The 21,159-nt window shown below is 37.9% G+C and carries 20 protein-coding genes; 8 read left to right on the top strand and 12 right to left on the bottom strand.

Annotation, left to right across the window (positions count from 1 at the left end; all coding sequences use genetic code 11):
* Positions 1 to 3 precede the first annotated feature (3 nt).
* On the top strand, positions 4 to 426 hold the full coding sequence (locus tag ACMAZA_RS05695) for a GNAT family N-acetyltransferase (RefSeq protein WP_435187773.1): 423 nt from the start codon (positions 4 to 6) through the stop codon (positions 424 to 426).
* Here ACMAZA_RS05695 and ACMAZA_RS05690 read toward each other — a convergent pair.
* Together ACMAZA_RS05690 and ACMAZA_RS05685 are read right to left on the bottom strand one after the other, a co-directional pair.
* Entirely contained in the window at positions 419 to 934 is a 516-nt protein-coding gene (locus tag ACMAZA_RS05690; protein WP_435187772.1) for a GNAT family N-acetyltransferase, read from the bottom strand. The two genes, ACMAZA_RS05695 and ACMAZA_RS05690, sit on opposite strands and share 8 nt — an antisense overlap.
* A 1-nt stretch (position 935) precedes the next feature.
* Positions 936 to 1,244: a winged helix-turn-helix transcriptional regulator gene (locus ACMAZA_RS05685; protein WP_435187771.1), complete on the bottom strand. Its 309-nt coding sequence runs from the start codon at positions 1,242 to 1,244 to the stop codon at positions 936 to 938.
* A gap of 106 nt (positions 1,245 to 1,350) precedes the next feature.
* On the opposite strand from ACMAZA_RS05685, the gene ACMAZA_RS05680 reads away from it, so the two are divergent.
* The 3 genes from ACMAZA_RS05680 to ACMAZA_RS05670 all read left to right on the top strand — a co-directional run bounded on the left by ACMAZA_RS05680 (position 1,351) and on the right by ACMAZA_RS05670 (position 5,623).
* The gene (locus tag ACMAZA_RS05680; protein ID WP_435187769.1) at positions 1,351 to 2,358 is read left to right on the top strand and encodes an NADP-dependent oxidoreductase; all 1,008 of its coding nucleotides are present in this window, start codon (positions 1,351 to 1,353) and stop codon (positions 2,356 to 2,358) included.
* 246 nt (positions 2,359 to 2,604) lie between these two features.
* On the top strand, positions 2,605 to 4,176 hold the full coding sequence (locus ACMAZA_RS05675; RefSeq protein WP_435187767.1) for a Re/Si-specific NAD(P)(+) transhydrogenase subunit alpha: 1,572 nt from the start codon (positions 2,605 to 2,607) through the stop codon (positions 4,174 to 4,176).
* A gap of 13 nt (positions 4,177 to 4,189) precedes the next feature.
* Positions 4,190 to 5,623 carry an NAD(P)(+) transhydrogenase (Re/Si-specific) subunit beta gene (locus ACMAZA_RS05670; RefSeq protein WP_435187765.1) on the top strand — a complete coding sequence of 478 codons (1,434 nt, stop codon included), beginning with the start codon at positions 4,190 to 4,192 and terminating at the stop codon, positions 5,621 to 5,623.
* Positions 5,624 to 5,637: 14 nt separating this feature from the next.
* On the opposite strand, the gene ACMAZA_RS05665 is transcribed toward ACMAZA_RS05670, so the two are convergent.
* The 3 genes from ACMAZA_RS05665 to ACMAZA_RS05655 all read right to left on the bottom strand — a co-directional run bounded on the left by ACMAZA_RS05665 (position 5,638) and on the right by ACMAZA_RS05655 (position 8,471).
* Complete coding sequence (locus tag ACMAZA_RS05665) at positions 5,638 to 5,868, bottom strand: peptidase (protein ID WP_435187763.1); 231 nt, start codon at positions 5,866 to 5,868, stop codon at positions 5,638 to 5,640.
* Positions 5,869 to 5,890: 22 nt separating this feature from the next.
* Positions 5,891 to 7,006 carry a dimethylsulfoniopropionate demethylase gene (locus ACMAZA_RS05660; protein WP_435187762.1) on the bottom strand — a complete coding sequence of 372 codons (1,116 nt, stop codon included), beginning with the start codon at positions 7,004 to 7,006 and terminating at the stop codon, positions 5,891 to 5,893.
* Positions 7,007 to 7,097: 91 nt separating this feature from the next.
* Positions 7,098 to 8,471, bottom strand: coding sequence for a phosphomannomutase/phosphoglucomutase (locus tag ACMAZA_RS05655; RefSeq protein ID WP_435187760.1), 1,374 nt, complete (start codon positions 8,469 to 8,471; stop codon positions 7,098 to 7,100).
* 133 nt (positions 8,472 to 8,604) lie between these two features.
* On the opposite strand from ACMAZA_RS05655, the gene aceE reads away from it, so the two are divergent.
* From aceE to ACMAZA_RS05640, 3 genes are read left to right on the top strand one after another with little or no spacing between them, the layout of a single operon-like run.
* The gene (gene aceE / locus ACMAZA_RS05650) at positions 8,605 to 11,250 is read left to right on the top strand and encodes a pyruvate dehydrogenase (acetyl-transferring), homodimeric type (RefSeq protein WP_435187759.1); all 2,646 of its coding nucleotides are present in this window, start codon (positions 8,605 to 8,607) and stop codon (positions 11,248 to 11,250) included.
* Between the two features lie 6 nt (positions 11,251 to 11,256).
* On the top strand, positions 11,257 to 11,601 hold the full coding sequence (locus ACMAZA_RS05645; protein WP_435187757.1) for a HopJ type III effector protein: 345 nt from the start codon (positions 11,257 to 11,259) through the stop codon (positions 11,599 to 11,601).
* A 4-nt stretch (positions 11,602 to 11,605) separates the two neighbouring features.
* Complete coding sequence (locus ACMAZA_RS05640; protein WP_435187755.1) at positions 11,606 to 12,784, top strand: MFS transporter; 1,179 nt, start codon at positions 11,606 to 11,608, stop codon at positions 12,782 to 12,784.
* Here the strand turns inward: ACMAZA_RS05640 and ACMAZA_RS05635 are convergent.
* The 3 genes from ACMAZA_RS05635 to ACMAZA_RS05625 all read right to left on the bottom strand — a co-directional run bounded on the left by ACMAZA_RS05635 (position 12,781) and on the right by ACMAZA_RS05625 (position 16,457).
* Entirely contained in the window at positions 12,781 to 12,990 is a 210-nt protein-coding gene (locus tag ACMAZA_RS05635) for a SlyX family protein (protein ID WP_435187753.1), read from the bottom strand. The genes ACMAZA_RS05640 and ACMAZA_RS05635 overlap by 4 nt on opposite strands.
* A 44-nt stretch (positions 12,991 to 13,034) precedes the next feature.
* Positions 13,035 to 15,119 carry a polyribonucleotide nucleotidyltransferase gene (gene pnp / locus ACMAZA_RS05630; RefSeq protein ID WP_435190477.1) on the bottom strand — a complete coding sequence of 695 codons (2,085 nt, stop codon included), beginning with the start codon at positions 15,117 to 15,119 and terminating at the stop codon, positions 13,035 to 13,037.
* Between the two features lie 219 nt (positions 15,120 to 15,338).
* Positions 15,339 to 16,457, bottom strand: coding sequence for a cupin domain-containing protein (locus ACMAZA_RS05625; RefSeq protein ID WP_435187751.1), 1,119 nt, complete (start codon positions 16,455 to 16,457; stop codon positions 15,339 to 15,341).
* 102 nt (positions 16,458 to 16,559) lie between these two features.
* Between ACMAZA_RS05625 and ACMAZA_RS05620 the strand changes: the two genes are divergently transcribed.
* Entirely contained in the window at positions 16,560 to 17,354 is a 795-nt protein-coding gene (locus tag ACMAZA_RS05620) for a HalD/BesD family halogenase (RefSeq protein WP_435187749.1), read from the top strand.
* Between the two features lie 13 nt (positions 17,355 to 17,367).
* Here ACMAZA_RS05620 and lhpI read toward each other — a convergent pair whose 3' ends face one another.
* Genes lhpI through ACMAZA_RS05600 form a run of 4 tightly spaced genes read right to left on the bottom strand, consistent with a single transcriptional unit; the run spans position 17,368 to position 21,155 of the window.
* A complete protein-coding gene (lhpI, locus tag ACMAZA_RS05615) occupies positions 17,368 to 19,074 on the bottom strand; it encodes a cis-3-hydroxy-L-proline dehydratase (RefSeq protein ID WP_435187747.1) in 1,707 nt (568 codons plus the stop codon).
* Between the two features lie 29 nt (positions 19,075 to 19,103).
* Positions 19,104 to 19,829: an amino acid ABC transporter ATP-binding protein gene (locus ACMAZA_RS05610; protein WP_435187745.1), complete on the bottom strand. Its 726-nt coding sequence runs from the start codon at positions 19,827 to 19,829 to the stop codon at positions 19,104 to 19,106.
* Positions 19,826 to 20,485 carry an amino acid ABC transporter permease gene (locus ACMAZA_RS05605; RefSeq protein WP_435187743.1) on the bottom strand — a complete coding sequence of 220 codons (660 nt, stop codon included), beginning with the start codon at positions 20,483 to 20,485 and terminating at the stop codon, positions 19,826 to 19,828. Before ACMAZA_RS05605 ends, ACMAZA_RS05610 begins: the two co-directional genes overlap by 4 nt.
* A gap of 10 nt (positions 20,486 to 20,495) precedes the next feature.
* Entirely contained in the window at positions 20,496 to 21,155 is a 660-nt protein-coding gene (locus tag ACMAZA_RS05600; protein WP_435187741.1) for an amino acid ABC transporter permease, read from the bottom strand.
* Positions 21,156 to 21,159: the final 4 nt, after the last annotated feature.

Here is a 21,159-nt window from a genome sequence, read left to right as displayed (position 1 = left end):
TAAATGAATACTAAATCAATTATTTGCAGCTATCAAGACAACGAAAAGGACATCTGTAAAATCAGGTTTGAAGTCTTTGTCGATGAGCAGAATGTACCTGAAGAGCTTGAAATTGATGGTCTCGATGATGAAGCAAAACATGTTTTGGTATATTTAGATAATGAAGCAATTGGTACGGGCAGGATTCTGAGTGATGGCCATATTGGAAGGGTTGCAGTGCTTAAGAAGCATCGAGGACTAGGTATTGGTAAATTAATGATGCAAGAACTCATTCAATGGGCAGAGGAGGCTAAATTAGAAAAGCTATGGCTTTCATCACAGTGGCATGCACACGGATTCTATTTAGATCTTGGTTTTGATTGTGAAGGTGATATATATGAAGAGGCTGGTATCGATCACATCAAGATGTCAAAAAAACTTAGTTAGATTGTCTATCTAGGTCTAGAATTAAATCGACACAATCCATTGTCTTTTTTCTAGAAAGAAAGTACTCTTCGCATTCTCCTATCTCTATGAAACCAAGTTTGTTAAGAACATTTGCAGATGCTTTGTTACCCTTAACGTAGCATGCAGTGATAGCTTTAAAGTTTGTTTCTTTTTTTATGTATTCAATTAAGCCCATTGATGCTTCAGTCGCAAATCCATAGCCCCAATAATCCTTTGCAATCCAATAACCAAGATCCAGTTGATTATGGTCTTCAAAACTTACCCCAACTCCCCCAACCAATATGTTGTCATAAAAGACACTAAATCTTAAATCATCAGGGCTTGACCTTTTTATAAATTTTTCAGCATGCTTCTCGGTATAAGGATAGGGCACATCAGATAACCATTTAGCAATATCCCAGTCGCCTACAAGAGAAGCAAAAAGAGCATTCTTAATTGACCTGTCAGGTCTTTTTAATACCAGTCTGGCTGTATTAATTGCTAGCAAATTATTTTTTACTAGCCCAATTACAAAGCTCAATGAGAACTGGGATTCCAGATTTTCCAAAAGCAGTTAAAGAGTATTCAACTTTAGGTGGAATGACTTCATAAACCTTTCTTTTGATTAGATTGTCTTTTGACATTTCTTTTAATTGCTTCGAGAGCATTTGTTGAGTAATGTCACCAACAGCTCTTTGTAGCTCTCCAAAACGCATTTTCTTTTGTGATAATTGCCAAAGAATACAGAGCTTCCATTTTCCTCCAATAAGCTTAATAGCAGCAGTTGTAGGAGATTCATTTTCATTAATTTTACTCATTATAGTATGTTTTATATTAGTAGTATAAATTTCGTGTGTACTTGTAATTATAGTACATACAACTAAAATAATCATTTTTTTTAATTTAGTTAATTTAGAGGCAAATATGAAATCATTAATGATCACAAAATACGGAGACATCAATTCAAGCCTAGAGGAGCAAGATATTCCAAAACCATTAGTAGAAGCAAATCAAATTTTAATTAGGACTTATTCTTCAAGCTTCAACCCTATTGACCACATGATAGTTAAAGGTGATTATAAAGCCATGGGCAAGGTTTCCTTTCCAGCAGGAATTGGGAGAGATGTAAGTGGCATCGTTGAGGAGGTCGGCAAAAATGTAAGAAAATTTAAGATTGGAGACAAGGTTTATTCGAGAATCAACGAGAGCTTTGTTGGAACTATGGCCGAATATGTTCTGTCAAATGTTAAAGATACTGCACTAATACCATCAAACCTAAGCTTTGATGAGTCTGCAAGTATTCCACTTGTTGGTCTTACAACTTACCAGGCACTTGTAGATATAGCAAAACTCTCAAAAGGAGAAAACGTATTAATTCATGCAGGATCTGGAGGAATTGGTACTTTCGCTATTCAGCTCGCTAAGCATCTTGGGGCAAATGTGACTACCACAACCAGCACTAAAAATATTTCATTTGTGAAAGAATTAGGGGCTGGTAAAGTGATTGATTACACTTCACAAAACTACCTCGATGAAGGTTCTGTTTTTGATGTGGTCTATGACACTCTTGGAGGAAATCACACTATGGATTCTTTCAAGGTGTTAAAAGATGAAGGAAGGGTGGTATCTATTAAGGGTACTGTTGATAGTATTACTGCTAAACAATTAGGATTAAATAAGCTAATTCAGATGATCATAGCTTTTCAAGCAAGAAAAGTATTTAAAGCAGCATCAAAAATGAATGCATCATATAGGTTTTTGTATATGTCTCCAAATGGTGAGCAGTTAAAGAAGATTGCAAAGTTGTATGAATCAGGTGCAATCAAGCCGATAATAGATAAGACTTATAAATTTTCTGAAAGTATTCAAGCTCTTGAATATCTATCTAAAGGGCACGCAAAAGGTAAAGTAGTTGTAAAAATTCGTGAATAGACTTCATTTATGACCAGTAATTTTGTATGGGTATAAATTAAACTATTTTGATAGAATAAGAGGCTAAGGTTAAATTATCATATATATGAAAACATATATATCTATTTCTAGATAGTATGATAAAATTCTATTGTGTTGCTGAAAAAAATAAGTGGCTGAAATGGGATTGTTAATAAAAATTCTATTGAGTATCTAATAGAAACATTTTAATACGGTGAAAGACCGCGTCATAAAAGGACGAAAATTATGAAAATTGGGGCTTTAAAAGAAACTACTAAAGGTGAACAGCGCGTTGCCCTAACTCCTGAAAGTGCAGCACAGCTGCAAAAGCTTGGCCATAACTGCCTAATTGAGAAAGGTGCAGGACTATCAGCTGGCTTTAGTGATGAAAAGTACAAAGCTGAAGGCGTTGAAATTTTGACTTCTGCAGATGCGCTCTCTGAGGCAAGTGATTTAATTGTTAAGGTTCGTTCTCCAAGTGAGCATGAGCTAAGCAATCTCCCTTCCAAAAAAACCCTTATTTCATTCTTTAATCCATCAGCAAATGAATCACTGATGGATCTGGCAAAGTCCAAACAGATTAGTGTCATCGCCATGGACATGGTTCCTCGCATTAGTAGAGCACAAAAAATGGATGCGCTGTCATCTATGGCAAATATCGCAGGGTATCGCGCTGTGATTGAGGCTGGTAACAACTTTGGTCGATTTTTCACAGGTCAAGTGACCGCTGCGGGTAAGGTGCCACCGGCAAAGGTTTTGGTTGTTGGAGCCGGCGTTGCTGGACTTGCAGCGATTGGAACTTCAACGTCACTTGGGGCAATCACTTATGCATTTGACGTAAGACCAGAGGTCGCTGAACAGGTTGAATCTATGGGCGCTGAATTCGTTTTCCTTGAGTTTGAGAGTGAACAAGAAGATGGTGCATCGACTGGTGGATATGCCTCTGTATCATCACCTGAGTTTTCAGCAGCGCAATTGTCAAAGTTTCGTGAGATCGCGCCTGAAATAGATATTGTCATTACAACAGCATTGATCCCAAATCGAGAGGCGCCTGAGCTTTGGACACCAGACATGGTTGCTAGCATGAAGCCGGGTTCTGTAATAGTCGATTTAGCTGCTGAAAAAGGCGGCAACTGTAAGCTTACTGAGATGGATGAGCGCATCGTTACTGATAATGGCGTAGTCATTATTGGTTACACCGACTTTCCAAGTCGAATGGCTGAGCAAGCCAGTATGCTTTATGCTAGCAATATTAGACACATGATTGCAGATTTAACTCCAGAAAAAGATGGCGTGATTGTGCATAACATGGAGGACGACATTATCCGCGGGGCTACAGTAGTTCATGATGGTGAAATTACCTATCCACCGCCTCCACCAAAAGTTCAGGCTATTGCAGCAAGGCCAAAAGAAAAAATCCAAGAAAAAACCCCAGAAGAAATTCGTGCTGAGGAAGTTGCCGCCTTTAAAAAACAAACCAAAAATCAAGTCGCCTTATTGACTATTGGAGGCATCCTAATATTCCTGGTTGGTATCTATGCACCGGCTAGCTTTATGCAACATTTTATTGTATTTATTTTGTCAGTTTTTGTGGGATTTCAGGTGATCTGGAATGTCAGCCACTCACTGCATACCCCTCTTATGGCTGTCACCAATGCCATTTCGTCAATAATTATATTGGGAGCACTTCTGCAAATAGGATCAACAAGCTATACAGTTTTCATACTCGCAGCAGTTTCTTTATTTTTAGCTGGCATCAATATATTTGGTGGTTTCTTAGTAACAAAGCGTATGCTTGCCATGTTCCAAAAATCTTAACGAGAGCGATATTATGGAAATGGGATTCACTACAGCTATTTACGTTATTGCAATTGTGCTGTTCATACTCTCACTTGGTGGGCTCTCTGGTCAAGAAAGCGCAAAACGTGCGGTTTGGTATGGCATTGCTGCTATGGCATTGGCTGTTTCTGTGACCTTGGTTGGCCCTGGATTTGGATTATGGTGGCTATCCCTTATACTCATCGCTTCGGGTGGCCTTGCAGGTTATCAGTTAGCCTCAAAAGTCGAAATGACTCAAATGCCAGAGTTAGTTGCTGGGATGCATGCACTTGTGGGCCTTGTTGCAGTATTTGTTGGATTTAATACACATTTTGAACTCATCAATGTAGCGTCAATGGATGATTCGATTCAAAAAACACTTGAAGGGTTCTCCGCACTTCTTGCTAAAAAATCAGATGTTGAGATTAGCATACTCCGAGTTGAGTCTTCATTGGGTATCTGGATTGGTGCTGTCACATTTATGGGTTCAATCATTGCTTATGGTAAGTTGGCAGGCAAAGTAACTTCAGCAGCCACTAAACTGCCAGGGGGTAACTATCTAAATGCAACTGCTGCTATTGTGTCAGTAATAGCAATGATTTGGTACTTAAATTCAGGCGGACTTTTGCCAATAATTGTCTTAACGATTCTTGCGATTTTTATTGGTTATCACCTGATCATGGGAATTGGTGGCGCAGATATGCCAGTAGTTGTATCAATGTTGAATTCCTATTCTGGATGGGCCGCTGCTGCAATTGGATTTAGTCTTGGAAATGATCTTCTGATTGTTGTAGGGGCTCTTGTAGGATCATCTGGTGCTATTTTGTCTTATATTATGTGTAAAGCTATGAACAGGTCTTTTGTGAGTGTTATTCTCGGTGGATTTGGAGAGTATTCGGGCCCACAAATGGAGATTGAGGGTGAACAAAATGCTATTGAGGCTGATGAAGTGGCTTCTGTTCTAAATGATGCTGACAGCATCATAATAATTCCAGGCTATGGTATGGCTGTAGCACAAGCCCAACAGTCAGTCTCTGAATTAGTGCGTAAGTTAAGAGCTCAAGGCAAAGATGTGCGTTTTGCCATTCATCCAGTTGCTGGACGTTTGCCTGGTCATATGAATGTTCTTTTGGCAGAGGCGCGAGTGCCATATGATATTGTTTTGGAGATGGATGAGATTAATGATGATTTCCCTAACACAGATGTAGCTATAGTAATTGGATCAAACGATATTGTGAATCCTGCCGCTCAAGATGACCCAAACAGTCCTATAGCTGGAATGCCTGTTCTAGAATGCTGGAAGGCTAAGCATGTGTTTGTCTCTAAAAGAGGTCAGGGAACTGGATACTCTGGGATTGAAAATCCTTTATTCTTTAAGGAGAATACAAGAATGTTTTATGGGAATGCTAAAACATCCATTGACAAACTCTTACCAATGATTAGTTAATTATGGTTTTAGTTCTAGATATAGTAATTTATTATTCCGAACGAATATAACCCAGTAAAGATTATATTGATCCATTTCAATTGCTTCTCAGTATGAAGCCAAGCACAATAGACCCATATTAAGCAAAAAGGGAGCCCAATAAACATTGTGTAAGGATATAAGTCATTGATAATAGCTATGGTGCTAAGGATACCAAGGAATAGCGCGAACCACTTTAAGTGTTGTTCATATTTAGCGAATCGCATCAATTTAGTTCTTCCTGCTAAATTAATTAAAGGGAATCGAAGTCACTTTTGCAGATCTTAAACCCCATGGTGTTTCAACAGTGACCTCGGAGTCAATTGCATTATGACCACTATCTATTGTCGCCATAGCCATATTAATTTTTAATCTTGGAGAGTAAGCAGCACTAGAAACTTTGCCACACATTTGATTATCACTCATGACCTGCCATGGGCTGGCACAACCGCCAATAAATGGATCGCCATCGACAATCAGTCCAACAAGTTTTTTGGTGACACCTTCAGAGCGTATCTTATGAAGAGCTTCCCTGCTTAAGTAATCAGCCTCTTTATCCAGTTGACAAAAATTACCTAATGGGAGCTCTAACGGGTTACTATTGATATCCATATCATTTCCCCATGAGAATAGTCCCGACTCTACCCTTTCGATATTATTTGGGGTTCCTGGCTTAATGTCATATTTCTTTCCTGCACCAGCAACGATGTCCCATAACTTATCACCTTGTGATCCGTCACGAAGATAGAGTTCAAAGCCTCCTTGTTTGCTCCAGCCTGACTTTTGAACAATAAGAGGGATTCCCTCTAGCTCACACTCTTTAAAAAAGAAATACTTAACATCTTTAACCCATTCACCAAATAAATCAATCATTAAAGGCAAATGGTTAGGGCCCTGAATTGCTAAAGGAGAAACATCTGGCTCACAAATATTAACGTCCCATCCAAGTCCACAGGCAAGCCCACGTGTCCAAAGGAGTACGTCGCTGTCTGCAATCGATAGCCAAAAATGACTTTCGCCTAGTCTTAAGATAATAGGGTCATTAATAATCCCTCCATTTTCGTCTGTAATGAGGGCATATTTTCCTTGGCCAATCTGAAGTTTTGAGAGGTCTCTCGAAGTAATATATTCTACAAACCTGTAGGCGTCACTTCCAGTAATCTCAACCTGGCGTTCAGCAGCAACATCCCACATGGTGACGTTATTCATAAGGTTCCAGTAATCCGCTTCAGCTCCCTCATAAGAGGTGGGCATAATCATGTGGTTATAAACTGTAAAGGTTTTGGCTCCCGCTTTCAGCGTAGATTCGTAATAGGGCGACTTTCGTAAGCGATCCGATAGCGTAAAGTTGACATGTCCTTCCATCTACAAACTCCAAAAAAAATGAACTGAACAGGCAGTATCTGTTCAAGGATAAAAAATTCGTATTTTATACCTATTTTTTTAGAATTTCCAACTATAAATTCTCTGCTGGAATGCCGCTCCCCTCAAGCCATTTTTTAAATCTTTCTTGGATTTTGTTGAGTTCAGCTACACCAATTCCTTCAAAGCGCAATACCAGGCAAGGGGTGGTGTTTGATGGCCTAACGAGACCCCAACAATCCTCATAGTCCACTCTGAAGCCATCAATAGTGTTAACGCTTGCATCAGGGAAGTCTATGTTGTTTGATAATGATTCCATCGCTTCATATTGTTGACCGTGCTTCTCAAAGTTGATATTAATTTCAGGCGTGCTCAGATTGACAGGCAATTCATCAAAAATCTCAGAGCATGTCTTGTCACTATTTGAGACTATCTCTAACAGTCTTGCGCCAGTATAAAGGGCATCATCAAAGCCATACCAACGCTCTTTAAAAAAGATATGGCCTGACATCTCTCCAGCAAGCTCAGCATTGGTTTCTTTGAGTTTCTTTTTGATAAAGCTATGACCAGTTCTAGATAGGATTGGATTGCCACCATTCTCAGAAATAAGCTTTGGGAGAAGAGAGGTGCATTTAACATCATAAATTATTTGTGCTCCCTTATTCCGGCTGAGAACATCCTTTGCATAAAGCATCATTTGATGGTCAGCCCAAATCACCTTTCCCTTGTTGTCTACAACGCCAAGTCTGTCACCATCGCCATCAAACGCAAGCCCTAAATCAGCATTCGATTCGATGACTTCTTGGATCAGATCCTCCAGGTTTTCAGGCTTTGAGGGGTCAGGATGATGGTTAGGAAACCTGCCATCAACAAGGCAGAATAATTTAGACACTTTCATTCCTAAGGCTTCGAAGAGTTTAGGTGCGATACTACCTGCAACACCATTTCCACAATCAATGACTACCTTGAGCTCTTTCTTTATCTGTATGTCTGACTTGATGGTATCAATATAGTCTTGATCGATATTGATAGAGGTCGATGTTCCGTGACCATTCGAAAAGTCACTCTCTATGATTCTTGAGTACAAATCTTGAATTCTTTCTGCTGAAAGTGTTTCCCCAGCAATCATAATCTTTAATCCGTTATATTCAGCTGGATTATGGGACCCAGTAATCATGACTCCTGAAGAAGCTGCCTTTGTATGAGTCGCGAAATAAACAACTGGAGAGGGCACCATACCAATATTTACAACATGGCAACCACTCTCGATAAGACCGGAAATAAGGGCCTCAGAGAGTTCAGGGCCAGATAATCTTCCATCTCTTCCCACAACAACACCTCTTTCACCTTTTTTGATCGATTCGCTGCCAACTGCTCTGCCTATGAGCTTTACAATTTCGGGCGTTAATTCAGTTTCTACAATACCCCTAATATCATAGGCTTTAAAGATTGAACTTGGAATTTTCATGAATAATTTTATTGATTGAGAAGAACAATATTTTACAGTATCTAAACTTTAAAAATATAGCTCGACCTGATTGGTTTTTTGGGTCTTTTTAAGGGATAATAAGATTCTTATTTTTTACAAAAAATGATATTTTATGTCTGAAAAAGATATTGACCCCCAAGAAACTATTGAGTGGCTAGAAGCATTTAGATCAGTGGCTCGTTTTGGGGGTGAAGATAGAGCTAAATACATTCTGCAAAAGCTGATGGACATGGCACATGAGGATGGCATGGATCTGCCTCAGGGAGTCAATACAGCCTATTTAAATTCGATTCCTGTTGAAAAGGAGAGCGAACTTATTGTTAAGCATGATGTTGAGCACCGTATTAAATCTATTATTAGATGGAATGCAATGATTATGGTTGTTAAGGCAAATCAAGTCTCTTCAGAGCTGGGTGGTCATATTGCCTCGTTTGCCTCCAGTGCGACTTTATATGAAGTTGGCTTTAATCATTTTTATCGTGGCAACGATTTAGACCAGGGCGCAGATCTTATATTTTTTCAGGGACATATCGCTCCTGGTATTTATTCAAGGGCTTTTCTAGAGGGGCGTATATCTGAAGATCAAATGTTGAACTTTAGACAAGAGGCTAACAAAGAAGGTTTGTCTTCATACCCGCACCCATGGCTCATGCCAGATTTTTGGGAATTTCCAACGGTTTCAATGGGTCTTGGTCCAATTATGTCTATATTTCAAGCGCGATTCATGAAGTATTTGCAGCACCGAGATATTGTTAAAACTGACAAGAGGACCGTATGGGCTTACTTGGGAGATGGTGAAACTGATGAGCCTGAGTCGCTTGGAGCTATATCCCTTGCAGGAAGAGAGAAGCTTGATAACCTCATATTTGTTATTAATTGCAATCTTCAGCGTCTTGATGGACCAGTCAGAGGTAATGGCAAAATTATTCAAGAGTTGGAGGGAATGTTTCGCGGCGCAGGTTGGAACGTGATTAAAGTTATATGGGGCAGAGGATGGGATAAATTACTCGCAAATGATACATCTGGACTTCTTAAGCAAAGAATGGAAGAGGTAGTAGATGGTGAGTACCAGGCCTACAAAGCGAAAGATGGTGCTTACGTAAGAAAACACTTTTTTGGGAAATATCCAGAAACCCTCAAACTTGTTGAACATATGTCAGATGATGAGATTTTCGCCTTAACTCGGGGAGGGCATGATCCAAATAAAGTTTACCAAGCCTATAAGGCTGCTAAAGAGCATAAAGGTCAACCTACTGTCATTCTAGCTAAGACTGTTAAGGGTTATGGAATGGGTGAGGCTGGAGAAGGAAAAAACACGACTCATAGTCAAAAAAAATTAGGTGTAGATGCGCTAGTTAAAGTGGCTCAAAGATTTGATATTCCAGTTACCAAAAAAGATGCTGAAGAGTTAAATTTCTATAAGCCAGCTGAGGACAGTGAGGAGCTAACTTATTTAAGAGAGAGAAGAGAAGCTTTGGGAGGTTTTCTTCCTACCAGGAGCTTCCAGCTTGAGTCTTTTAACATCCCCCAATTAAACACCTTTGAGCCTCTTCTAAAGTCGACCGAAGAAAAAGAAATGTCTAGTACCATGGCTTTTGTTCGTTTCTTATCGTTATTAATTAGAGACAAGGAAATTGGACCAAGAGTTGTTCCTATTGTTCCTGATGAAGCTAGGACTTTTGGAATGGAAGGCCTTTTCAGGCAAATGGGTATTTACTCATCGTCAGGTCAGCTTTACGAGCCAGAGGATTCTGACAAAGTAATGTGGTACAAAGAGGACATTAAAGGTCAAGTTTTACAAGAGGGTATTAATGAGGCTGGAGCAATATCAGATTGGATAGCTGCAGCAACTGCCTATGCATCCCATAACGTTACTATGATTCCTTTTTATATTTATTACTCTAAGTTTGGCTTTCAGCGAGTTGGAGATCTTGCTTGGGCTGCGGGCGATATGCAGGCAAAAGGATTCTTAATGGGGGGGACAGCAGGAAGAACAACCCTCGCAGGAGAAGGACTACAACACCAAGACGGCGACTCTCTGATTGTTGCTAATACGATACCCAATTGCGTATCTTATGATCCGACATATGCATATGAGCTAACCGTTATTATTAGAGATGGTATGTATCGCATGTACGAGAAGATGGAAAATATTTTCTATTACATTACTCTGATGAATGAGAATTACGCCCATCCTAAGATGCCTAAGGGCGTTGAAGAAGGAATTATTAAAGGAATGTACCCTTTAAAAACTGTAGGGAAATCAAAAATAGAAGTCCAGTTACTTGGAAGTGGTGCAATTCTTCGCGAAGTCGAGAAGGCTGCAGATATGCTCGAGAAGGACTGGGGCGTAATGTCTCATGTTTGGAGCGTAACAAGCTTTAATGAGGTAACCAGAGAGGCTCAGAACATAGATCGAGAGAACCTTTACAGCCAAACCCAAAAAGCTCCCTATGTCACTCAATGTTTAAGCAAATCCAAAGGACCAGCAATCGCTGCAACTGACTACATGAGAAACTATGCTGAACAAATCCGTAAATATGTTCCTATGCGTTATGAAGTATTGGGCACTGATGGATTTGGAAGGTCTGATTCTCGTCAGGAGCTTAGATACTTTTTTGAGGTGAATGCCAATTATATTACCTATGTCACCCTAAGCAGCCTAGTAGATGAGGGCAGTTTAGATGCCAAAATCTTAAATAAGGCAGCAAAAAAACTGAAGATTGACTCTGGTAAATCTAATCCAATGCATACCTAGTTATTAATGAATACAAAGGAGTATCTGAACAAACTAAAATCAGGGGCAGGATTTGAATTCTCTGATTTTATTGAGTTAATTGATGCGGAATATCATTTTTCAAATATAGCATTTGAGAATGGTGAAATTATCAACTCGAAATCTGAAAATCAGGGCTCTGCCAAAGTATTCTGTTTTGGTCATATGCATTCACTTTCAGAGTCAGAGGTGCTTCATTGCTTTGCTGAGCATTATCAGTCAGTATTAAATAGCCCTGAAGATGATAGCTCACACTTAAACATTCGAAGTTTTATGAAACACGGCTGGAAAGGGCTTTTGATTGATTTTGACGCCTTAAAAATTAAAACATAGTCCAGTGGAACAAGCAATTTCTAAAGAAGAGACCAAGGCATACGACAGAGGCATCTATGCAACATTCCTGGGGGCTTTCCTTGTTTTATTCCAGATTGGTATATACTTTGTTTATATTCCATGGAATGCTGAAAGACTCCAAATAACAGAAGCAGAAATTGGACTAGGTTTATTTGCTTTTGGGCTATTAAATTTAATTGGTAACCAAGTTTCAGGCAGACTTATTGTTCCTAAAATAGGAACGAAGAATTCAATTGTAATCGGTTTGTTGGGAATAGCTTACTGTCCATTACTATTAATCTTAGCTCCAAGTTATCATTGGTTTTTGATTGCTTTCATGCCGTTCGGTTTTTTTGTTGGCCTTTTTAGTCCCTCATCCCAATCTCAAATATCTATGATTGAGAGTAAAACTTCTCGTGTCCTTACTCCACTCTACCATGCAGCCTTTAGTTTTGGTTCTCTTGTGGGCGCTTTTAGTGCTTTTTTTACTATCAAATACATAGAGAGCCCTGTATTAATTTTTTCAATAACAGGAAATATGCTTATCTTAGGAGCTTTTTTAATTAACAAATTTGGTCTTGATAAGTCCTATGAGAATTTAGAAAAAACTCCTAAATTCAAATTACCCAAAAATTCAATACTTGCTTTTGGAATTTTGATGATGCTTAATTACGCAACGATGGGTATTATCTTAGATTGGTCTGCGCTTTGGTTAACAAAAGATTTGTTGGTTCCTTTGTATCTTGGTGGTGCAATCATCTTTGCATTCAATATTGGTGAAATCTCTGCAAGATTGATTGCATCAAAAATGATTAAAAAGGCAGGTGAAAAGGTTGTTGGCGGGTATTTGAGTATTGCAGCAGGATTGATTATGTTTGCATCTATACTAACTTCAAATTTCTATATTATTGTTTTTGGTATGCTTCTTTTTGGTTTTGGAACTGCGAACTTTATTGCGATAATATTTAGGCTAGCAATCAGAGTTACCGATGAACCAATAAATCTAACAGTTGCAAACTTAATTACCCTTGGATTTTCTGGCTTTATATTTGGGCCAGCTCTGGTAGGCTATTTGGCTGAATACTTAAGTCTAACCTTTAATATGTATTTACTGAGCGTTGTTTGGGGGCTGAATGGAGTTGCACTAATTATTATGATGAAACGCATTAATTCAAACGCTTAGTAATGAGGCGGTTTATCATCTGAAGCCTCATTTTGAACAGATATTGATTCAGATTGATCCAGTAATTTGTTATGCGTATCTTTGAGTTTTAAGTTGAGTTTCTCAAGTTTTTCACCCTGACGAAAAACCACCATATTCAGTTCATCAATCATATTTTGAAGAAACGCAATTTTTTCTTCTAGCTCAACTATTTTTTCATCTGACATAATTAATTCTCATTAAAAAAGCCACCTTACGGTGGCTTTCATTATTACTTTTCGATTAAAACTTTTCTAGAAAGTTTAATTCTTCCTCGATCAATTCCAAGAACCTTTACCTCAACTTCTTCACCTTCTTTAAGGTAGTTTTCAACCTTCTCTACTCTTTCGTGAGCAATTTCAGACACATGTAAAAGGCCATCTTGGTTCGGCATGATTGTCACAAAAGCACCAAATTCAACTATTTTGGCTACCTTGCCCATGTAAACTTTATTAACTTCAGGAACAGCAGTTACATCTTTGACCATCTGAACCGCTTTTTCAAAGCTTTCAGAATCGTTTGCAAAGATATTTACATTGCCATCATCATCAACATCAACGCTTGCACCAGACTCAGAAACAATTCCTCTAATAGTTTCCCCGCCTTTACCAATAACATCTCTAATTTTATCAGTAGGTATTTTTATGACCTTAGTTTTAGGGGCATTTTTAGAGGCTGAATTTGGTTCTGAAATAACCTGATTCATTTGACCTAATATATTAAGCCTTGCATCTTTTGCTTGCTTAAGTGCTATAGACATAATGTCTTCGGTAATCCCATCAATCTTAATATCCATTTGAAGGGCGTTTATTCCTTTTGATGTTCCAGCAACCTTAAAATCCATGTCGCCTAGATGGTCTTCATCTCCAAGAATATCTGTTAAGACAGTAAATCGATCTTCGTCTTTAACTAATCCCATTGCAATTCCAGCAACTGGAGCTTTAAGAGGAACACCTGCATCCATTAAAGAAAGAGATGATCCGCAAACACTTGCCATAGAGCTAGAGCCATTAGATTCAGTAATTTCAGACACTACACGGATCGTGTAAGGAAATTCATCAAGGTTTGGAAGGCAAGCTGAAATACCTCTTCTTGCTAGTCTTCCATGTCCGACTTCACGTCTTTTAACACCCATTACGCGACCTGTCTCACCTACACAGTATGGGGGAAAGTTATAGTGAAGCATAAAATGATCTTCGATGCGATCATTTGACTCAAGTGTTTCAATAAGCTGTGCATCTCTCTTTGAGCCAAGAGTCGTAACAACTAAGGCCTGCGTTTCACCTCTTGTGAAAAGTGCAGAACCATGAGTATTCTCCAGTACTCCAGTTTCAATAGATAACTCCCTAACAGTAGAGTTGTCTCTTCCATCAATTCTAGGTTCACCAGCTAAAATCCTCTCTCTAACTGTTGATTTTTCGATTTTTTTAATGTAATTTTTAACCTCATCATCACTAATTGAATCCTCTTCACTAACAAACTCTTCGAGTGCAGCGTCTTTAATTTCACCCATTTTTTCGTAACGATCCATCTTATCAACTGTCTGATATGCTTCAGAAATTTGACTTTCAAACTTGGATTTAATAGAGGTTAAGAGGGATTCATTTTCTTCAGGTGCAATCCATTCGCGTGGCGATACTCCAACTTCTTTAGCAAATTCAGCGACACTATCGATAACAACTTGGAATTGTTCATGTGCATACATGACAGCACCTAACATTACCTCTTCAGATAATTCACTTGCCTCAGACTCAACCATCAGGACCGCATCTTTAGTTCCTGCAACAACCATATCCAGCTCTGATGACTCAAGGTCACTATATGTTGGATTGATTGTGTAGTTACCATTTTGATAGCCAACTCTTGCAGCACCAATTGGTCCCTTAAATGGAACCCCAGAGATAGCTAAAGCCGCAGATGTAGCAATCATTGCTAAAACATCAGGATCAACATTTTTATTTGATGATATAACCTGAATCATTACTTGAACTTCATTCATGTAGCCATTCGGAAATAGCGGTCGAATAGGGCGGTCAATCAGTCGTGATGTAAGAGTTTCTTTCTCACTAGGTCTGCCTTCCCTTTTAAGAAAACCACCGGGGATTTTTCCAGCAGCGTATGTTTTTTCAATGTAATCTACAGAAAGTGGAAAAAACGATTGACCTGGCTTCGCCTCTTTCGCGCCAACTACCGATACCAGTACCTGGGTGTCGTCCATACTAGCTAAAACTGCTCCATGAGCTTGCCTAGCGACTCTTCCCGTTTCAAATGAAATTTGGCTGTTGCCAAACGTAAAACTTTTTTGAACTATATTCATGTCCATTGTGTTACTCCAATAAAATTAAAAGTGTTTTATGGTTTAACGCAATAAGCTTTATATAAAACATACCATATAAGTATGCTTGAGATAAAACTTACCAAAATCCACAAAACAGTTGAATTATCCCCTAATTCTATCTACAAATATACAAATTTAGTAGATGTAATCATGCCTCAAAACAGCATGTTTTTAACTGAATTGAGGCTATTTAGAAATTCAAAAATGATTGGAAATTTTTTCTAATAGATAAAGGGAAGAGAGTTTTTTAGCTAGTGAGATGTTTTGGTTATTAACTGTTATCAATCTCGAGTTACAAAATTTTACTAGTAAGTCACTATCAAAGTTTTCGCTATCAAAAGACTCTCCGTTAATAAAAACATGAATCTCGTTCTTAATCATTTGGTAAGCAATGCGACATATGGGAGATAAAATATAGGATACAGATTCTTGAATTTCTATCGGCTCCTCAAAAAGCATCATTTCGCTAATTTTTTGCTGATCAAAGAGATCTAATTTTGTTACGAAGCACCCAAAAAACTCAGTTGGTAATTGATCTAAATTTAAAAGCTCTAATGCTTGATTAACGGCTGAATTAGAAATTTCTGCATTACCTAGTTCTGTTGGCCAATTAGGGTCAATATAATAGTCAATATTGCTTTTATGGGGCTTTAAGTTAAGCGCCTCCATCATTTCATAGGCCGAATAAGATCTGTAGCCAAATGACAGTGTAATGCATTCAGTATCAAGACTTGTTCCGTGGTGAGCAATTCCTGGGGGTACATATAAAATATCACCAGGTTCGGTAATAAATGTATCCTCCTCCCGAAAGCTTTCCATAATTCTTAGCTCACTGTTTTTAACATAATTATTAGAATGACAATCCAGCGAACTAATCTGCCAATGCCTGCTTCCAAGGCCTTGAAGTAAAAAAACGTCATAGTGGTCATAGTGTGGTCCAACACTTCCTCCTTGGGCAGCAAATGAAACCATAACATCGTCAAAGCGCCACCTAGGTATAAAGTTGAACTCTTCGATTATTTCATAGACTTCAAGAATATGTTTGTCAACACCTTGAACAAGAAGCGTCCAATCATTTTTGGGCATATTTTCAAAATAATCATCTTTAAAAGGACCGCTCTCGAGAGTCCAATCGTTTCTTTGAGTTGAGCCTTTGACTACTCTTGATTCGAACTCTTCCTCGCAAGAGAGTCCAGCCAGCTCATCTGGAGAAAAGGGAGAAATAAAATTCGGTATTGCATGCTTAATGAGTAATGGCTTTTTTTGCCAATACTCAGCTAAGAACTCTTCACTAGATATCTGTCCAAAATGAATCATTTGATTGCTAATTTTTTTTGTTTAATTATCTATTAACATGTCGACTCATTCCGACCAATTATCTTTAAAATTATATTTAAAACAAATAGTCTAATTTTTGATTTGAATAACCAAACCAATAAACTCACTTCAATTTTAAATACCAAGAGTCATCCCATTGATGATCAGGAGTATAGATCAAAATGTAAATCAATGCTTGAGCAGGATGGAGTCTTAGTTCTTAAAAACTTTCTTTTGTCAGACTCTATTCGAAGTATTCTTGAAGAGGCCAAACAGCAAGAAAGATTAGCTTATTATTGTGTAAATGAACACAATGTTTACTTAGACCCTTTTGACAATAATTACCATAAGAGTCATCCAAGAAATAGAACAGTAGTCTCCTCAAAGGGGTGCATAACTGATGATCAGATTCCAAATGGCTCAGCATTGAGAGCTCTTTATGATTCAGAGGACTTTAAGGAGTTTCTTTGTAGTGTTCTTAATGAAGAGAGTCTATATAAATATGATGATAATTTATCTTCAATCAATATACACTATGCAAAGACTGGGCAAGAGCTTGGTTGGCATTTCGACAACTCATCATTTGCAATTACCTTGCTCATTCAGAAGCCTGAGGCGGGTGGTGAATTTGAGTATATAAGGGATTTTAGAAACTCAAAAAATAATGATAACAACTATGATCAAGTTTTGAATTTAATAAATGGGCAATGCAAACCTAAAAAACTAGCGATGGAAAATGGTTCGCTGGTTCTTTTTAGAGGCAAAGATGCAATTCATCGTGTAACCCCAACTGTTGGAGATAGAACCAGAATATTGTCAGTCTTAGCTTACAATTCAGAGCCAAATATAGAGCTTTCAGAGACTGCTAGAATGTTATTTTTTGGCAAATTAAAGTAGAGATCAATAATTTTTAAGTGGAGGAGTTCAACCAATCAGGAGGCTCATTATTAACAAAACCAGTTAAAGCGGCGATTGCACAGTCGTATAAACTTCCAAACCTGATATTTCGACCTGTTAAACCTTCACCATAGTGAGCATATTTGCCAGAATTAGTAATTAACGATTGTGTCTTTGATGGAAAAACTGGTTCAGTAATTGAGCACCAACAAATATCAGGGATAATTTGAACTTCTAATTTGGAAAGTTGATTTAAACTCCCATAGTCTTTTAATTTAGATAGGGTTTCTCGCCCAACAGTCAAAATAGTTGGAACAACAACAGGTTGATTTTTTTCCAATAACAATTTCAAAAACTTCTCACACTCAACAGGAGATGCATGAGGACTCCCAATTGCAACTAAATCTATTTTGTTACTGCCAGTATTGAATTTTTGCCACAAATTTAATAAATCATTAGGCCTTATAGTTGAAGTGACAGCATCTAAAGTGGATGGCAATTCACCCTCTGGCGTATGTCCTTTAATGTGCAACATTGGAGAGGCAGATGTTGTACCAAATGCTGCACATAAAGCTTTTAAATCATCATTACTCAGTACAGTATCTTCAAGGCCAATTAAAACTGGAATTCCATTTGGTGATTTATAGCCAGCCAACCAACCTATCATTGGCCAAATAGACTCATCAAATTTCAAAGGTAGTGATATTCTAATTTCGCAACTAGGCTTTCGATTATCTTCCAAATAAACACCAGTATTTGGAGTGCGCCCAGTCATGGCTATGAATAAATCTAAATAATCTGGATGCTTTTGAGTCCGAGCTCCGATTACAGAATTTGCATAAATAACAGCATTTGACTCAGACCATCCAATAACTTCGCCTTGAGTTGGTTTTTCACTTAAAAAATAAGGCGCACATGTAAATGTTGGATAAGCACCCATTTTGACATAGGCATCAGCAAGTCGGCTAGCTTTATCACCCAGTTCAGGAGCTACAGCTTGTGACTGCCAATTTTCCCTGTCTACTGAGATTGCATTAATTGTAGTTGGGATAATAACACGCGCGCCCATATCAAGCATTTTTTCTGCAAAATTGAGATTAGCATCATGTGCCAAGATACATCCATCAATATGACCCCTAGAAACATCGATTAATTTATCTGCATTCTGAGAAGCAGCCATCAAACATAATATTTCCATTGCAATTTTTGTGGCTTTACCATGATTACCAGACAACATTTTTTTATCTGAATCATTTAAGTAAATTCTATTTAAATCAGGCTGACATAAATTAATTGAGGTACTTGAGAAATATAATTTAAGATTATCAATTTTTACAGATTTCTGTAAAGATAATAAATTATAAATGTTAGGCTTCAGACGCAATATTGCAATTTTTTTGTTAAAGAGTCTTTCAGCAATCATTGCTCCAAGAGTTAAGATGTTTTCATTTTCTTTAAATATAAGTGCAGCTGGCGCATTTCCATTTTGCGCTAGCTGCAGCAATACCCCACTTCCACTGCATGAGCCTCGAGAAGTGGGCATAAGTAAAATTTTTCCAGAAAGCTGTTCTCCACAATTAGGGTGGTGAATATCAATAATTACTCCTGTATTAGGATCAACACCCCCCCAGAAACTCAACCCTTCATTACAGACTACAACATCCCCTTCCACATTATTTTGTACAAAGATAATTGCGTCGTTATTGGAAAGTTTTCCCACAGATAAATTCCGGTAAGTAGTAAATAGTCCTAGGTTTTAACTTTTGATAGAAATTTTTGTAAATACTTAGATTTAGCTGAGCCAAATATTTCTTCTGGTTGGTTGATTTCTTCAATTTTGCCCTCATGAAAAAAAGCCACTCTATCAGAGACTTCTCTAGCAAATCCCATCTCATGGGTAACACAAATCATAGTCATGCCCTCATCAGCAAGAAGTCTAATTGTATCTAGAACTTCTCCTACAAGCTCTGGATCCAGAGCAGATGTAGCTTCATCAAACAACATGCATTTTGGCTCCATTGCTAAAGCACGAGCAATAGCAAGACGTTGTTGCTGACCACCTGAAAGTGCAGATGGATATTGAGTTAGCTTATCTCCAAGTCCAACATGAAGCAGCTGTTTTTCTGCAACTTCTAGTGCTTCTTTCTTTGAAAGTTTACTAACAATTTTTGGTGCAAGTGCTACGTTTTCAAGAACTGTTAAATGCGGAAAACTATTCCACTGTTGAAAAACCATTCCCATGTTTTGGCGAACCGAGTTAAGATTTGTATCACTAGCATGAACATCAATATCATCTACAATAATTTGACCTTTTTGGATTGGCTCTAGGCCATTAATACAATATAGTAATGTTGATTTTCCTGAGCCAGAAGATCCTATAACACTTAGCACTTCTCCTTTTGGCACGTCAAGGTCAATTCCCTTTAATACTTCAAGTTCACCATATTGTTTATGAAGATTCGTAATTTTAATCATTCAGACCACCTTTTTTCAAGTCGAGTTGCATAATAAGAAATTGGATAAGATAAAGCAAAATAGAATGCACCAGCAATTGATAATATTAGGATTGCCTCTTGAGTTCGCGTCATAAGTATTTGAGAAGCTTTTAAAAGCTCTATATATCCAAGTATTGAAACTAATGCACTATCTTTTAGAACTCCTAAAGCAACGCCCACCCAAGCAGGAAATACAGCACGGAGTCCAATTGGCCATACAACATAACGTAAATCTTGCCAATAAGTCATACCTAAGCTTCTTGCAGCTCTTCTCATAGGAATTCCAACAGCTTCAATTCCTCCTCTTGCAACATTGGCAACATAAGCTGAAGTATAGATAATAAGAACAATTAAGCCAGCTTCAAATGGGTTAAGCCTTAGACCAATAATAGGCGCAAAGTTAAAAAATAATACTAACTGAATAATTAGTGGAACGGACCGGAAAACATCTAAAATTGCACCCAGTGTATATGCTATAAACCTTGAAACACTTAACGCCAATCCTAGAAAAATTCCAATAAAAGATCCAATACTGATAGCCCAGAATGAGATCCATAGAGTTCTTAAAGCAGCTTCACCAAGATACAATAAATCATTAATATTAAATCCTGAAAAGTATGTAGAAGCTGATTCCATGAAGACTCTCCTAATACTTAAAAAGACGTGAAGCTAATAATCTTGAAAGACCAAGAATAATCTTTACTATCACGTAGTAAATAATTGCAGTTGCAGCAAAATACTCAAAAATACGGTATGTTTTAGATGCAAAAAATTGTGTTTCACCTGAGAGTTCACGAAAGCCAACTAGCATTCCTAAAGAAGACATCAAAACAGCCCAAACCATTTGGTTAGTCATTGGGTGATATACAACTCTAAGAACTTGAGGAATTATAATTCTTGTGTAAGTTTGAAAATTATTCATTCCAAGGCTTAGTGAGGCTCGAATTTGCGTATCTGGAATAGAATTAAATCCACCTCTAAAATTTTCAGCTAAGTAGCCGGAGTTATTAAAGGTTAAGCCCAATAATACTATTAGAAAGGGGCTAAAGTGAATTCCAAATGCACCGAGTCCAAATCCAAAGAAAAATAATTGTAATAGTGCTGGTGTGTTTCGAGCAAGCTCAATCCATGAGACAGCAAACCACTTTAAAGGACCCGTCATTTTAATTCTAATTAAAGAGAGGCCTAGACCAAATAATATTCCTAATATCATTGAGAGGATTGCAACCTCTAATGTTACTAATGCTGATTCTAATAAATCAGGCAGAGATTTAAATACTGGTCTCCAATGGAAGTTGTAATCCATAATT

The sequence above is a fragment of the Pseudothioglobus sp. nBUS_23 genome, from assembly GCF_051201565.1.
In the GTDB taxonomy this organism is placed as follows: Bacteria; Pseudomonadota; Gammaproteobacteria; order PS1; family Pseudothioglobaceae; genus Pseudothioglobus.
This window is presented reverse-complemented; position numbering and strand designations above follow the sequence as displayed.